We start from the raw sequence: 14077 nt of genomic DNA, 5'->3' as shown, positions 1-14077 counted from the left end.
TGTACGCGGCGGCGCGAGGAGCGCGAAGGGACGGGCCGTCGGCCGCCTGCTAACGTCTCAGTAGGCGGAGTCGGCTCCGCTTACCGCCGCCACGATAAGCGGAGTCGGCTCCGCATAGCAAGCGCCGCCTGCATAGCAAGCACCGCCGCAAGCACCGCCCCCGAGGGAGCCACGCATGACCGGTCCTTCCGCCCGCCCGCCACGGGCGGACGCGCGCGCCAACGAGGACAAGCTGCTCGCCGCAGCCGCTACCGCCTTCGCCCGGGACGGCGCCGACGCGACGCTGAAGCAGATCGCGAAGGACGCGGGCGTCGGGATCGGCACGCTCTACCGGCGCTTCCCGACCCGCGAGCGGCTCGTCGACGCCACCTACCGCTACGAGACAGCGCGGCTCGCAGCACGCACCGCACCGCTGCTCACCGAACTGCCCGTCGACCGGGCGCTGCGGACGTGGATGTCGGAGGTGCTGGACTACCTGGCCACCAAGCACGGCATGGCCGACATCCTCGGGGCGCTTCTGCGGGACGACGCCAACCTGGGCTCGCAGACACGCGAGCAACTGACGGGCGCGGTGGAGGAGTTCCGCATGGCCGGAACCGCCCAGGGCGTAATCCGGGCGGCGGTCCCCGCCCACGACATCGTCACCGCCCTCGCGGGCATCACCCTCGCCGCAGGCGCCGGCCACCAACGCGAGCAGGCCGAGCGGCTGCTCGACCTGCTGATGGACGGCCTCACCCGACCGACCGAATGGCGCGCGGACGGGGATCCCGCATTCCGCGACGGGGAGCACTCGGCCAACTGACCCTGCGCACGCCTGGCGTTCAGGAGGGCTGCACCTGGTCGAAGAGGGCGAGGGCTTCGGCGGGGTCGGGGCTGACGAGTCGTTCAAGACCCGCCGCCGTGAGCTTCGCCCACCTGCCGGCCCGTGCCCACATCTGTTTCTCGAAGGCGCGGACGACCGCGTCCAGATCGTCGGGGTCGCCGGCGATGGCCTCGGCGAGTTCGGCGCCTTCCAGCATCGCGAGGTTCGCGCCCGCTCCCAACGGGGGCATCAGATGGGCGGCATCGCCCAGTAGCGTCACCCCCGGAGTGTGCGTCCAGGTGTGGGACACGGGCAGTACGTAGAGGGGACGGTGGACGAAGGCCGTGCCCTGTCGGAGGAGATCGAGGACGGGGGCGGCCCAGCCGTCGAACAGGTCCAGCAGGCTCGATCGCACGGCCTCGGCGTCCACCAGGTCCAGGTGCGCGTGCCAGTCCAGCGACGCACGGAACTGCGCGTACACCTTGACGTGGCCGCCACTGTTGCGCTGGGCGACGAGAGCGCGGTTCACGCCGTACACAGCCATGGAACCGTCGCCGACCAAGCGCGCGAGGTCGGGATGGCGGGTGTCGACGTCGTCGAGGGAGGTCTCGACAAGGGTGACGCCGGTGTAGTGCGGCATCACCGACGAGACTGCCGGACGGGTCTCTGACCACGCGCCGTCCGCACCGACCACCAGGTCGAACGTCTCATATCCCCCGTCCGTGAAATGGACCAGCGCGCCGTCCCTGCCCCCTGGCACCACGTGCGTCACGCTCCGGCCCCATTGGACGTCGAGAGGGCCGAGCAGTAGGTCGCGGAGTTGCCCGCGGTCGATCTCGGGGTTGGCCCGGTCGTCAGGACGGGGTTGCCAGTCGCGCAGGACGGCCCCGTCCACGTCCAGGATGCGCATCGCCTGCCCCTCGGGGCGGGACAGCGCCCGGAATTCAGCCAGCAGCCCCGCCTTGTCCAGCGCGAGCTGACCCAGCCCTTCATGCAGGTCAAGCATGCCGCCCGGAGGGCGGGCGTCGGGTGCGGGATCGCGTTCGAGGACGACGACGGCGCAGCCATGGCGGTGCAGGACGCGTGCGAAGGCGAGGCCGGCAGGACCGCTCCCGACCACGGCGATACGATGTCTCATGTCGATACACTGTATTTGTTCGCTACTCCGCATCGCAATGGAACGGTGGGACCATGACTGTGTGGGACCGGCCGGAGCGGCCGACTCGCCCTGTGCCGCTCGACCGGGAACGGATCGTCGCCGCCGCCATCACGCTGGCCGACGAAGGCGGCCTTGAGACGGTGTCGTTGCGTAAGGTCGCCGCCAGGCTGGACGCCGGTCCGATGCGGCTGTACGGATACATCTCCACCAAGCAGGAGCTGTTCGACCTCATGGTCGACGACGTCCACGCCGAGATCCTCCCCGACGAGCAGCCCGGCGACTGGCGGGAGGCGCTGCGCGCCCTCGCCCACCGCACCAGGCAGACCGCTCTCCGCCACGAGTGGCTGGCCGATCTGCTCGGCGGCCGACCGAACCTGGGCCCCAACGGCCTTGCCGTGACCGACGCAAAGCTGGCCGCCCTCGACGGCCTCGCCGACATCGACACCATCATGCGGGCCGTCGAGACCGTCAGCGCCTACTGCACCGGCGCGATCAGGCGCGAGATCGCGAATCTGCGGGCCGAGCGCGCCACGGGCCTGTCCAAGCGCGACTGGCAGCGCGCCTCGGGACCGCATGTGACGAGAATGCTGGCCACGGGGCGCTTCCCGGCGCTGACTAAGGCTGTGCACGACGGCACGGACGTGGACACGGAGACGTCCTTCGCGGCCGGCCTGGATTGGATCCTGGACGCCGTGGCCGCCAGGCTCGGCCCGCCGCCGGCGTGACGCTCAACTCTTGCCGCGTGCGCGATGTTGGCGGCGCTGCTGATTTCCGCAGTCGTCTGCATGACGGCACCAGGCCCGGATCGCGACCCGGCCCCGGAGTGTGATCACGGATTCGCGTCAGCGGCTGAGTCCGGGCCGGTGTTCCCCGAGGGGCGCGGCGTCCGACGCCTCCCGGTGCTCGCCGCCCAGCGTCTGCGTGCCGAGCACCGCGAGGAGGTCGATCTGGTCGGCGTCGGCCGTGCCCGGTTCCGCCGTGTAGACCATGATGCGCAGGTCGGCGCCCTCGACGGTGAGCACGTCGCAGTCGAGCGTCAGCGCACCGACCTGCGGGTGGTCGACGGTCTTGCGGGACTCCGGCTCCCCGCCGACCACCCCGGCGTCCCACAGCTCCGCGAACCGGCCGCTGTCCGCGCGCAGTTCGGCGATGAGGCGGCTCAGCCGCCGGTCCGACGGGTAGCGGCTCGCGGTCGCGCGCAGGTCGCCGACCAGCGCCTCCTGGAGCGCGCGCCGCGACTGCTCCGTGTGGCGCACCCGCCCGGCCGGGCCGAGGAAGTTGCGCCGGACTCCGTTGCGTTCGTTGTCCCGCAAGAGCGACTGGTCGCCCATCAGCGCCGAGTAGAGCGGGTTCGCCAGCAGCAGCGTCCACGCCGCGTCGAAGACCGCGACCGGTGTGCCGGTCAGTCTGTCGAGCATCCGCTGGACGCCGGGGGTGAGGGACGCGGGGACGGTGCCGCGCCCCGGCGGGACGAGGCCCGCGACGTGGAACAGGTGGGCCCGCTCGGGCGGCGACAGCCGCAGCGCACGGGCCAGCGCCTCGACGACCTGCTCCGACGGGTTGGTCGCCCGGCCCTGTTCGAGGCGGGTGACGTAGTCCACGGAGATTCCCGCCAGCAGCGCCAGCTCCTCACGGCGCAGCCCGGCCGCCCGCCGGTGTCCGCCCGCGGGCAGCCCCGCCACCTCGGGCGGGACGCGGTCGCGCCAGCGCCGAACCGTCCGCCCGAACTCCGTAGCCGCCATGCCACCACTGTGCACCCCGGCCCGCTGGTGTGCCTGGTACCAGTGGTCCCAGGCAGGCGGCCGGGGAGCCGCGCCAGAGCGATGGGACCATAGTCGCATTGATACGATGGGCGCATGCCCCGATGGGAACCCGACGCGCGACAGCGGCTCGTCTCCGCCGCACTGCACCTGTTCTCCGAGCAGGGCTACGACGCGACGACCGTCAGCGAGATCACCCAGCGCGCCGGACTCACCAAGAGCACCTTCTTCCGGCACTTCCCGGACAAGCGGGAGGTGCTCGCCGCCGGTCAGGAGACGCTGTCACGGCTCCTGACCGAGGGCATCGCCGCGGCGCCCGAAGGCGCCACTCCCCTGACCGCCGTCGCCGCCGGCCTCGAGCGGGCGGCCGAGGCGATGACGCCGTTCAACCGCGAACTCGGCCCCCGGCTCAGCGCCGTCATCGCGACCAGCGCCGAGCTGCGGGAGCGCGATCAGCTCAAGCACGTCGGCCTCGCCGCGTCCATGGCGGACGCGCTGCGCGCACGCGGCGTGCCCGACCCGGCGGCGACGCTGGCGGCCGAGATGGGCATGCTCGCCTTCAAGGACGCGTTCGCCGCGTGGGTCAGGCCGGACAACGAGCAGGAGCTGGCCGCGCTGGCCCGCGCGGGCCTCGACCGGCTGCAGGGGGCACTGCCCGAGCTCGGCTGACAGACCCCTCGCCTCCCTCGGCCTCCGCCGCCTGCCCCTCGTCGCCTGGGCGATGGCTGCCGGCGGGCAGAGGCCACCGGCGGGCGATGGCTGCCGGCGGGCAGCCGGCGCCCGGTCGATCAGAGGGCGCTCTCCAGGCGCCCGGCCACCAGCGACACGAAGCGCGCCGGGTCCGTGAGGCTCCCGCCCTCCGCGAGCAGAGCCATGCCGAGGAGCAGCTCCGCCGTCTCCGTGACGGCCGGATCGTCGGCCCGCTCGCCGTGCGCCGACCGCAGGCCGCTGACAAGACCGTGGTCCGGGTTCAGTTCGAGGATGCGCTTGACGTGCGGCACCTCCTGGCCCATCGCCCGGTACATCGACTCCAGAGCGGGCGTGATGTCGTGCGTGTCGGAGACGACGCAGGCGGGCGACACCGTGAGGCGGGAGGACAGCCGCACCTCCTTGACCTGCTCGCCGAGGCGCTCGGTCATCCACGCCAGCAGCGACGCGTACTCCTCCTGGCGGCGGCCGCGCTCGCTCTCCGCCTCCTGGCGCTCCTCCTCCGAGCCGAGATCCACCTCGCCCTTGGCGACCGACCGCAGCGCGTGCCCCTCGAACTCGGGCACCGCCTCCACCCACACCTCGTCGACCGGATCGGTGAGCAGCAGCACCTCGACGCCCTTGGCGCGGAACGCCTCCATGTGCGGGGAGTTCTCGATGGCGCTCCGGGAGTCGCCGGTCAGGTAGTAGACGTGGCTCTGCCCCTCCGGCATGCGCTCCACGTACTCCCGCAGCGTGACCGGCTTCTCCGGGTCGTGCGTGGAGGCGAACGAGGACACGGCGAGAATGGCGTCACGGTTGTCCGCGTCGCCGAGCAGCCCCTCCTTCAGCACCGCGCCGAACTCCCGCCAGAACGTGGCGTAGCGGTCGGGCGAGTTCGCCATCATCTCCTTGACGGTGGAGATGATCTTCTTGGCGAGCCGGCGGCGCATCAGCTGGATCTGGCGGTCCTGCTGGAGGATCTCGCGCGAGACGTTCAGCGACAGGTCCTGCGCGTCCACCACGCCCTTGACGAACCGCAGGTAGGACGGGACGAGCGCCTCGCAGTCGTCCATGATGAAGACGCGCTTGACATAGAGCTGGACACCGCGCTGGTAGCCCTGCATGAACATGTCCCGGGGCGCGTGCGCGGGGATGAACAGCAGCGCCTGGTACTCGAACGTGCCCTCGGCTTGGAGCCGTACGGTCTCCAGCGGGTCGGTCCAGTCGTGGCTGATGTGCTTGTACAGCTCGTGGTACTCGTCGTCGCTGACCTCGTCACGCGGACGGGCCCACAACGCCTTCATCGAGTTCAGCGTCTCCGGCTCGGCGGGCTCCGACCGGGCGGGCTCCGCCTCCGCGCCGTCCTCGCCCGAATCCTGCGCGTCCTCGGCCGCCGCGGCGGACCGGTCGACCAGCCGGACCGGCCAGGTGATGAAGTCCGAGTAGCGCTTGACGATCTCCCGGATACGCCACGGGGAGGTGTAGTCGTGCAGCTGGTCCTCGGCGTCCTCCGGCTTGAGGTGCAGCAGGACGCTGGTGCCCTGCGGGGCGCCGTCCACCCTCTCGACGGTGTACGTGCCCTCGCCCGACGACGACCAGCGGGTGCCCTCGGCCTCGCCCGCGCGGCGGGTCAGCAGGGTGACCTCGTCGGCCACCATGAACGCGGCGTAGAACCCGATACCGAACTGGCCGATCAGGTTCTCCGCCGAGCCGCCGCCCTCCTTGAGTTCGTGGACGAACTTGGCCGTACCGGAGTTCGCGATGGTGCCGATGAGCCGCACGACCTCCTCGTGCGACATGCCGATGCCGTTGTCGCGGATGGTGAGCGTGCGCGCCGTCGCGTCGGGTTCGATCTCGACGTGCAGGTCGGACACGTCCGCCCCGAGCGCGTCGTCCCGCAGCGACTCCAGCCTCAGCTTGTCCAGGGCGTCCGAGGCGTTGGACACCAGTTCCCGCAGGAACACGTCCTTGTTCGAGTAGACCGAGTGGATCATCATCTGAAGCAGCTGGCGTGCTTCCACCTGGAACTCGAAAGTCTCGGCCGACATAATCGTGCGCTCCTCCTCTGGTTGCCGGGCGGCCGGACGACCGGGTCACCCGGCACGCGGTCACATCGCCCGGCCGCCGACATTCTGTCCTGTCCGTGCGCCACGTGGACATCCGGGCGCGGCGCACGGAGAGTGACACGCTCGCACCCGTCACTCCGTACGGACGCGGACTCCTCCTCCCCGTCCGGCACGCAGGCCCCCGGAGCCGCAGTCGCAGTCGCATCCCCGGATCCCGGCCGGTCGGGTGTGATGACTCGGCGTGCCGGGCGGGCCGTTGCGGCAGCGGAAGGTGCAAGCCCGTCCGGGGCACCGGGGTGCCGGCACCGGAGCCCGGGGCACCGTCCCGCGCAGGACGTGACGGGGCCGGCCCGGCGGCCCGGCTGCCCCGCGGCGCCGGGCGCGTACGCCCTAGTGGTGCTCGCTCGGGAAGCCCAGGTCCACGCCCGCCGGGGTGTCCGCCGGGTCGGGCCAGCGGGTGGTGACGACCTTGCCGCGCGTGTAGAAGCGCACGCCGTCGTTCCCGTACACGTGGTGGTCCCCGAACAGCGAGTCCTTCCAGCCGCCGAAGGAGTGGTAGCCGACGGGCACGGGGATCGGCACGTTCACGCCGACCATGCCCGCCTCGACCTCCAGCTGGAAGCGGCGGGCCGCGCCGCCGTCGCGCGTGAAGATCGCGGTGCCGTTGCCGTACGGCGAGGCGTTGATCAGGGCCATCGCCTCCTCGTACGTCTCCGTGCGCAGCACGCACAGCACCGGGCCGAAGATCTCGTCCCGGTACGCGTCCGAGTCGGTGGACACCCGATCGAGCAGCGACAGGCCGATCCAGTGGCCCTGTTCGTACCCCTGGACGGTGAAGTCCGTGCCGTCGAGCACCACTTCGGCGCCCTGGCCGGCCGCGGAGCGCACGTACCCCGCGACCTTGTCGCGGTGTGCCCTGGTGATGAGCGGGCCCATCTCCGAGGCCGGGTCGCCGCCGGGGCCGATCGTGATCTTCTTGGCGCGCTCGACGATCCTGGACACCAGCTCGTCGCCCGCCGAACCGACCGCGACGACCGCCGAGATGGCCATGCAGCGCTCGCCCGCCGAGCCGTACGCGGCCGAGACCGCCGCGTCGGCCGCCGCGTCGAGGTCGGCGTCGGGCAGGACGAGCATGTGGTTCTTCGCGCCGCCCAGCGCCTGGACGCGCTTGCCCGCGGCCGTCGCCTCGGCGTGGATGTGGCGCGCGATGGGCGTGGAGCCGACGAACGACACGGCCGCCACGTCCGGGTGGACCAGGAGGGCGTCCACGGCCTCGCGGTCGCCGTGCAGGACGTTGAACACGCCGTCGGGAAGGCCCGCCTCCGACGCGAGCTGCGCGAGCAGCACGGGCGCCGAGGGGTCCTTCTCGCTGGGCTTGAGGACGAAGGTGTTGCCGCAGGCGATCGCCACCGGGAACATCCACATCGGCACCATCGCCGGGAAGTTGAACGGGGTGATGCCCGCGACCACGCCGAGCGGCTGCCTGATCGAGGACACGTCGACCCGGCTGGAGACCTGCGTCGACAGCTCGCCCTTGAGCGAGTTGGCGATACCGCAGGCCAGCTCGACGATCTCCAGGCCGCGCGCCACCTCGCCGAGCGCGTCCGAGTGCACCTTGCCGTGCTCGGCGGTGATCAGGGCGGCGATGTCGTCGCGGCGCGCGTCCAGCAGGGCGCGGTAGCGGAAGAGGATCGCGGTGCGCTGCGCGAGCGAGGACGTGCGCCATGTGGCGTACGCGTCCTTCGCGGCGGCGACCGCCGCGTCCACGTCGCCGGCGGCGGCGAAGGCGACGCGCGTGGTGACCTCGCCGGTCGCCGGGTCGGTGACCTCGCCGTACCGGTCGGGCGCGCCGGAGACGCCGGACGCGCCGGACGCGCCGGACACATCGGACGCGCCGGGGACGGACTTGCCACCGATCCAGTGGTTCACGGTCTTCATCGGCAAGATCTCCTTCGCGGTTGCGGCTTCACGAACGGGCTTCACGGACGGGCTGCGCTGGTGGGCGTCTCACAGGTGGCGGCGGCGGTTCGCCCGGTTTCTGTCGTACGCCTCGCGCGCCCGTACGGCGGCCGGGCGGCCCGCCGTCTCCGCCACGGGAACATCCCACCACGCCTGGGCCGGCGGAACGGCGGACACAGTGTCTGCCGTTTCGGTCTCCACGTAGACACATGTGGGGGCGTCGGCCGCCCGCGCGGCCGACAGCGCTTCGCGCAGGTCGCGTACGGTCTTCGCGCGCAGCACGCGCATGCCGAGCGACGCGGCGTTCGCGGCCAGGTCGACGGGGAGCGGGTCGCCCGCGAAGTCGCCTTCCCCCTGCTCCCCCTTCTCCCCCTGCTCCCCGGCGCGGAAGCGGTACGCCGTGCCGAAGCCCTCCGCGCCGACCGACTCGGACAGGCCGCCGATCGACGCGTAGCCGTGGTTCTGCACGACGACCAGCTTCAGCGGCAGCCGCTGCTGCACCGCCGTCACGATCTCCGTCGGGTTCATCAGGTACGTGCCGTCGCCGACGAGCGCCCACACGGGCCGGCCCGGGGACGCCGCCATCATCACGCCGATCGCCGCGGGGATCTCGTAGCCCATGCAGGAGTAGCCGTACTCCACGTGGTACTGGTCAAGCGACCTGGCCCGCCACAGTTTGTGCAGGTCGCCGGGGAGCGAGCCGGCCGCGTTGATGACGATGTCGTCGGCCGTCACGAGCGCGTCGAGCGCGCCGACGACCTGGCCCTGGGTGGGCGGGGCCAGGTCGTCCGCGGCGGCGAACACCGCGTCCACCCGCGCCTCCCAGCGCCGCTTGCCCTCGGCGTACCCGGCCGCGTACGCGGACTCGACGCGGTGGCCGCCCGCGGCGGCGATCCCGTCGGTGAGGGCTTCGAGCGCCGTGCGCGCGTCGCCGACCAGCGGGTGCGCGGCCAGCTTGTGCGCGTCGAAACCGGTCACGTTGACGTTGAGGAAGCGCACGTCCGGATCGGCGAACAGCGTCGCCGACGCCGTCGAGAAGTCGGACCAGCGCGTGCCGACGCCGATCACCAGGTCGGCGGCGCGCGCCAGTTCGTCGGCCGCCGCCGTACCCGTGTGCCCGACGCCGCCGACCTCGCAGGGGTGGTCGTACGGCAGCGCGCCCTTGCCTGCCTGGGTGGTCGCGACCGGGATGCCCGTGGCGTCGGCGAACGCCGCGAGCGCGGACTCGGCGCGGCTGTGGCGCACCCCGCCGCCCGCGACGAGCAGCGGCCGCCGGGCCGCCCGTACGAGACGGACCGCGTCGGCCAGCTCGTCCGGGTCGGGGGCCTGGCGGCGCACGCGCCACACGCGCTCGGCGAAGAACTCCGCGGGCCAGTCGTACGCCTCCGCCTGCACGTCCTGCGGCAGGGCGAGCGTGACGGCGCCGGTCTCCGCCGGGTCGGTCAGGACGCGCATGGCGGCGAGCGCGGCCGGGATCAGCGCCTCGGGGCGGGTGACGCGGTCGAAGTACGCGGAGACGGGCCGCAGCGCGTCGTTGACGGAGACGTCGCCCGCGGTGCGGGCTTCGAGCTGCTGGAGCACCGGTTCGGCGGGGCGGGTGGCGAAGGTGTCGCCGGGCAGCAGCAGGACGGGCAGCCGGTTGATCGTCGCGAGCGCCGCGCCCGTGACGAGGTTGGTGGCGCCGGGGCCGATCGAGGTGGTCACCGCCTGCGCCGAGAGGCGGCCGCTCTGGCGCGCGTAGCCGACGGCCGCGTGGACCATGGCCTGTTCGTTGCGGCCCTGCACGTACCGCATCGAGCCGCCGGCCTCGACCAGCGCCTGCCCGACGCCGGCGACGTTGCCGTGGCCGAAGATGCCCCACACAGCGTCGATGAGGCGGTGGCGCTCGCCGTCGCGCTCCGTGAACTGGCGGGCGAGGAAGGCGATCAGGGCCTGCGCGACGGTGAGGCGGCGCGTGCGCGCGGCTGCGGGCCCGGGGCTGTGTTGGGCTGCGGAGTCCGGTGCGGGCATCAGGAGCCTCCTCGGCGGGTGGCGCGGTCGCCGTCGCGTTCGGCGGCGGCCGCGGCCTCCGCCGTGTACAGGGGCAGGCGCGGGTCGACGGCCTGCGCGGGCCAGGTGTCCCTGACCCAGCGGTGGTCCGGGTGGTCGCTGATCAGCCACTCGCGCGTCTCGCCGGGGCCCGCCATGACGTTCAGGTAGTACAAGGTGCGCCCGGGCTGCGCGATGGACGGCCCGTGCCAGCCGTCAGGGATGAGCACGGTGTCTCCGCCGCGCACCTCGGCGAGCACGTCCGTCCCGCCCTCGCGCGAGGGCGACACGCGGTGGTAGCCGAGGCCGTCGCCCTCGACCTCGAAGTAGTAGATCTCCTCCAGCACGGACTCGGCGCCCGGCCGGTGCTCGTCGTGCTTGTGCGGCGGGTACGAGGACCAGTTGCCGCCGGGCGTCAGCACCTCGACGGCGATGAGCCGGTCGCAGGCGAACACGTCCGCCGCGGCGAAGTTGTTGACCTGACGCGAGCAGGTGCCCGCGCCGCGCAGCTCCACGGGAACCTCCGGCGCGGGGCCGTAGCGAGCGGGGAGTCGTCGCTCGCACTTCGCTCCTGCCAAAGCGAACCGGCCCCCCGCACCGGAGGCGATCTGGGCGTGCCCGTCGCGCGGGAGATAGGCGAAGTCGGAGACCCCGCGGAACACGTCGTCGCGGCCGTGCAGCGTGAAGGTCTCACCCTCCGTGTGCACCGTACAGCCGCCGGTCAGCGGCAGCACGATCCACTCACTGCCACCGGTCGCGAAGGCGTGGCTGCCGCCGGGCGCGAGGTCGAGCACGCGCAGGGAGCAGTACGTCCAGCCGGCGCGCTCCGGACCGATGTCGAGGACGTACGGCCCGGAAGCCGCCTCCCCGGCCCGCACATGAAGCCGCCCACCGGCGCCGGAGGCGCCGAGGCCGCCGGCAGGCCCCCCACCGCGCCGGCCGGCGCCCGCCGCCCCCGACGACCCCGCTCTGCGCGCCGACTGCGCCTCCTGCTTCGGCCTGTGCTGCGTCGCGCTGTCCTTCTCGGCCGTCGCCGGGTTCCCCGCCGACAAGGACGCGGGCGACCCCTGCCGCCACCTCGGCGCCGACTTCGGCTGCGGAGTCCACCGCGAGCTGCGGCCGCGCGGCTACGCCGGCTGCGCCGTCTACGACTGCTTCGGCGCGGGCCAGAAGGTCTCCCGCCACACCTTCGGCGGCACGGACTGGCGCGAGGCCCCGGAGACGGCGTCCGCCATGTTCGCCGCGCTGCCCGTCATGCGGCAGCTCCAGGAACTGCTGTACTACCTCGCCGAGGCGCTGTCCCTGCCCGGCGCGCGCCCGCTGCGCGCCGAGCTGACCCGTGCGTACGAGCGGACGGAGGGCCTCACCCTCGCGGACGCGGACACGCTGCTCGCCACGGACGTCGCCGCCCACCGCGGGCAGGTCGTGGCCCCGCTGCTCGAGCGTGCGAGCGCGCTCGTGCGCGCGGACGTCACGCGCGCGTCGCGGCCGGGACGCGGCCCCGGCGCCGCGCGCGCCAAGGGCGATGGGACGAAGAGCCGCAGGAACGCGGACCTGTTCGGCGCCCGGCTCGTGCGCGCGGATCTGCGCGGCGCGGACCTGCGGGGTGCCTGCCTGATCGCAGCAGACCTGCGCGCCGCCGACCTGAGGCGCGCCGACCTGATCGGCGCCGACCTCAGGGACGCCGACCTCGCGGGCGCCGACCTGACGGGGGCGCTGTTCCTGACCCAGGCCCAGCTGGTATCGGCGAAGGGCGACGGCGCGACCGCGCTGCCGCCCTCCCTCGTCCGCCCCGCCCACTGGCCGGACACCGGTGCGTCAGCCGGCAGTCCCGCGCCGCCTGCTGACCCGCCGCAGCGCGAACAGCCCGCCTGACGCGAGGGCCGCCGCGCCGATCAGCGCCACCGGCAGCAGGAACCCGGAGGAGCCGCCCGCGCCCGTGCCCGACGCCTCCGCCACGCGGCCGTGCCGGGCCGCGGGCGCCGCGCCGTGGACACCGCGCGTGCCGTCGGCGCCGGCCGCCTGCACGCGCGGCGGGGGCCTGAGCGAGCCCACCGGGGTGGTGTGCCCGTCGGCCTCGAAGCCCCAGTCGAGCAGCTCGCGCGCCTCGTTGTAGACGGCCTCCGACTCGCCCGACTGCGGGTTCATCACGGTCACCAGGATCGTCCTGTCGCCGTGCCGCGCCGCCGCGATCAGGGTGTTGCCGGCCTGCGAGGTGTAGCCGTTCTTGATGCCGATCATGCCCGGGTAGGTCTGCACGCCGTGCGCGCCGCTGAGCAGCCGGTTGGTGTTCTGGATGCCGAAGGTGGCGCCCGGCTGGCCCGGGAACTGCGCGTCGCGCGTGGACGCGTACGCGGCGAACTGCGGATTGCTGAGGCCGGCGCGGCCGAAGACCGCGAGGTCGAACGCCGACGAGACCTGGCCGGGGTGGTCGTACCCGTCACAGGACACCACGTGTGTGTCCCGCGCGCCGAGCCGCTTCGCCTCGCGCTGCATCTGCGCGACGGTCGTATCCCAGCCGCCGTTCATGGCGGCCAGCGCGTGCACGGCGTCGCTGCCCGAGCTGAGGAACACGCCCCGCCACAGGTCGGACACGTGGTACGACTCGCCCGGCACGATGCCCACCATGCTCGCGCCCGGCTCGATGCCCGACAGGTCCGCCTGGGTGACGGTGCGCTGTGCCGAGGCGGACAGGTGGGGCATCGCGGTGAGCGCGAACAGTGTCTTCAGCGTGGACGCGGGCGGCAGCTTGCGGTGCGCGTTGTCGGCGGCGAGCACGTCGCCCGTGTCGGCGTCCGCGACGAGCCAGGACAGCGCGGAGATGTCACCGGGCGGCGCGGGCGTGCCGGGCGCGGGCTTCGCCTGCGTGCCGCTGTCGTAGAGGGCCGAACTGTCGACGTACGGGGGAGCGGGCGCGGGCGGTAGGGGGTCGGCCCGCGGCAGGGCGGGCGGGGATACGGTGAGGGCGGGGGCGGACCGCGCGGGTACGGCCGCCCGGGCGGCGCCGGGCAGGAGCACGAGCAGGCCTGCGGCAAGGGCGGCCGTCCCGGTGAGCGCGGAGCGCGTCGCGGATCTGATGAACATTCAGCCACGGTAAGAACGCACGGCCGACCCCGCATCGCCACGTCCGCCGACCGGAGGTACGCCCCGCGCGGGGGCGCCCCCGCCGGGACGGGCTCGCGGCCCATCCGCCCCATGCCGCTGCGCGGCCCGCGCTGCGTGAGCGCCCGGCCCCCTGCGGGACGTGGCCCGCTCCGCAGGCGCCAGTGCGCCTGGGCCTTACGCGGGGCCGCTGCCCCGCCCGACGCCAGGGTGTGCCCGGCCGCGCGGGGGTGGTGCACCTCCCCGGCACACGGGTGCTCCGGGCAGGTGTGGCGTGGGCGCCTGGTCCGCTGTGGGACGCTCCCGGTCCGGCACGCCGGTGCGCCTGACCCCCATGCGGGGCCCCGGCCCGACGCCGGGGTGTGCTCGGCCGCATGGGGGTGGTGCACCTGCTCGGCGCACAGGTGTGTGTGCAGCCGCAGGGGGCGGTGGCGCCCGGCACGCCGGTGCGCCTGGCTCTCACGCGAGGTGCGGCCCGGCGCGGCCGTGCGCGCCGCTGCCTGGCGGCCGG

Annotated in this window: 11 protein-coding genes; 4 read left to right on the top strand and 7 right to left on the bottom strand. The window is 73.5% G+C overall.

The features are described from left to right. Nucleotides 1–175: 175 nt before the first annotated feature. Complete coding sequence (locus JFN87_RS20150) at nt 176–802, top strand: TetR/AcrR family transcriptional regulator (RefSeq protein WP_209341898.1); 627 nt, start codon at nt 176–178, stop codon at nt 800–802. A gap of 19 nt (nt 803–821) precedes the next feature. Here the strand turns inward: JFN87_RS20150 and JFN87_RS20145 are convergent, their stop codons facing one another. Beyond that, nucleotides 822–1940 (bottom strand): FAD-dependent oxidoreductase, encoded by a 1119-nt coding sequence (locus JFN87_RS20145; RefSeq protein WP_209341897.1) that lies wholly within the window; start codon nt 1938–1940, stop codon nt 822–824. A 53-nt stretch (nt 1941–1993) separates the two neighbouring features. On the opposite strand from JFN87_RS20145, the gene JFN87_RS20140 reads away from it, so the two are divergent. Then, nucleotides 1994–2686 (top strand): TetR/AcrR family transcriptional regulator, encoded by a 693-nt coding sequence (locus tag JFN87_RS20140; protein ID WP_209341896.1) that lies wholly within the window; start codon nt 1994–1996, stop codon nt 2684–2686. Nucleotides 2687–2803: 117 nt separating this feature from the next. Here the strand turns inward: JFN87_RS20140 and JFN87_RS20135 are convergent, their stop codons facing one another. Continuing rightward, on the bottom strand, nt 2804–3703 hold the full coding sequence (locus JFN87_RS20135; RefSeq protein ID WP_209341895.1) for a helix-turn-helix transcriptional regulator: 900 nt from the start codon (nt 3701–3703) through the stop codon (nt 2804–2806). 114 nt (nt 3704–3817) lie between these two features. Here JFN87_RS20135 and JFN87_RS20130 point away from each other — a divergent pair, with 114 nt between their 5' ends. Further along, nucleotides 3818–4390, top strand: coding sequence for a TetR/AcrR family transcriptional regulator (locus tag JFN87_RS20130; RefSeq protein ID WP_209341891.1), 573 nt, complete (start codon nt 3818–3820; stop codon nt 4388–4390). 119 nt (nt 4391–4509) lie between these two features. On the opposite strand, the gene htpG is transcribed toward JFN87_RS20130, so the two are convergent. The 4 genes from htpG to iolB all read right to left on the bottom strand — a co-directional run bounded on the left by htpG (nt 4510) and on the right by iolB (nt 11342). After that, a complete protein-coding gene (gene htpG, locus JFN87_RS20125; protein WP_209341890.1) occupies nt 4510–6459 on the bottom strand; it encodes a molecular chaperone HtpG in 1950 nt (649 codons plus the stop codon). Nucleotides 6460–6867: 408 nt separating this feature from the next. Beyond that, nucleotides 6868–8415: a CoA-acylating methylmalonate-semialdehyde dehydrogenase gene (locus JFN87_RS20120; protein WP_209341888.1), complete on the bottom strand. Its 1548-nt coding sequence runs from the start codon at nt 8413–8415 to the stop codon at nt 6868–6870. Nucleotides 8416–8484: 69 nt separating this feature from the next. Beyond that, the gene (gene iolD / locus JFN87_RS20115; RefSeq protein WP_209341886.1) at nt 8485–10446 is read right to left on the bottom strand and encodes a 3D-(3,5/4)-trihydroxycyclohexane-1,2-dione acylhydrolase (decyclizing); all 1962 of its coding nucleotides are present in this window, start codon (nt 10444–10446) and stop codon (nt 8485–8487) included. Further along, the gene (iolB, locus tag JFN87_RS20110) at nt 10446–11342 is read right to left on the bottom strand and encodes a 5-deoxy-glucuronate isomerase (protein ID WP_209341926.1); all 897 of its coding nucleotides are present in this window, start codon (nt 11340–11342) and stop codon (nt 10446–10448) included. Before iolB ends, iolD begins: the two co-directional genes overlap by 1 nt. A gap of 376 nt (nt 11343–11718) precedes the next feature. Between iolB and JFN87_RS20105 the strand changes: the two genes are divergently transcribed. Continuing rightward, nucleotides 11719–12339 carry a pentapeptide repeat-containing protein gene (locus JFN87_RS20105; RefSeq protein ID WP_372449258.1) on the top strand — a complete coding sequence of 207 codons (621 nt, stop codon included), beginning with the start codon at nt 11719–11721 and terminating at the stop codon, nt 12337–12339. Here JFN87_RS20105 and JFN87_RS20100 read toward each other — a convergent pair. After that, the gene (locus JFN87_RS20100; protein ID WP_209341884.1) at nt 12283–13548 is read right to left on the bottom strand and encodes a D-alanyl-D-alanine carboxypeptidase family protein; all 1266 of its coding nucleotides are present in this window, start codon (nt 13546–13548) and stop codon (nt 12283–12285) included. The genes JFN87_RS20105 and JFN87_RS20100 overlap by 57 nt on opposite strands. Nucleotides 13549–14077: the final 529 nt, after the last annotated feature.

The organism is Streptomyces montanisoli (genome assembly GCF_017813245.1).
Classification (GTDB): Bacteria; Actinomycetota; Actinomycetes; order Streptomycetales; family Streptomycetaceae; genus Streptomyces; species Streptomyces montanisoli.
Note: the sequence above shows the minus strand (reverse complement) of the source record. Positions and strands in the feature narration are given on the sequence as shown.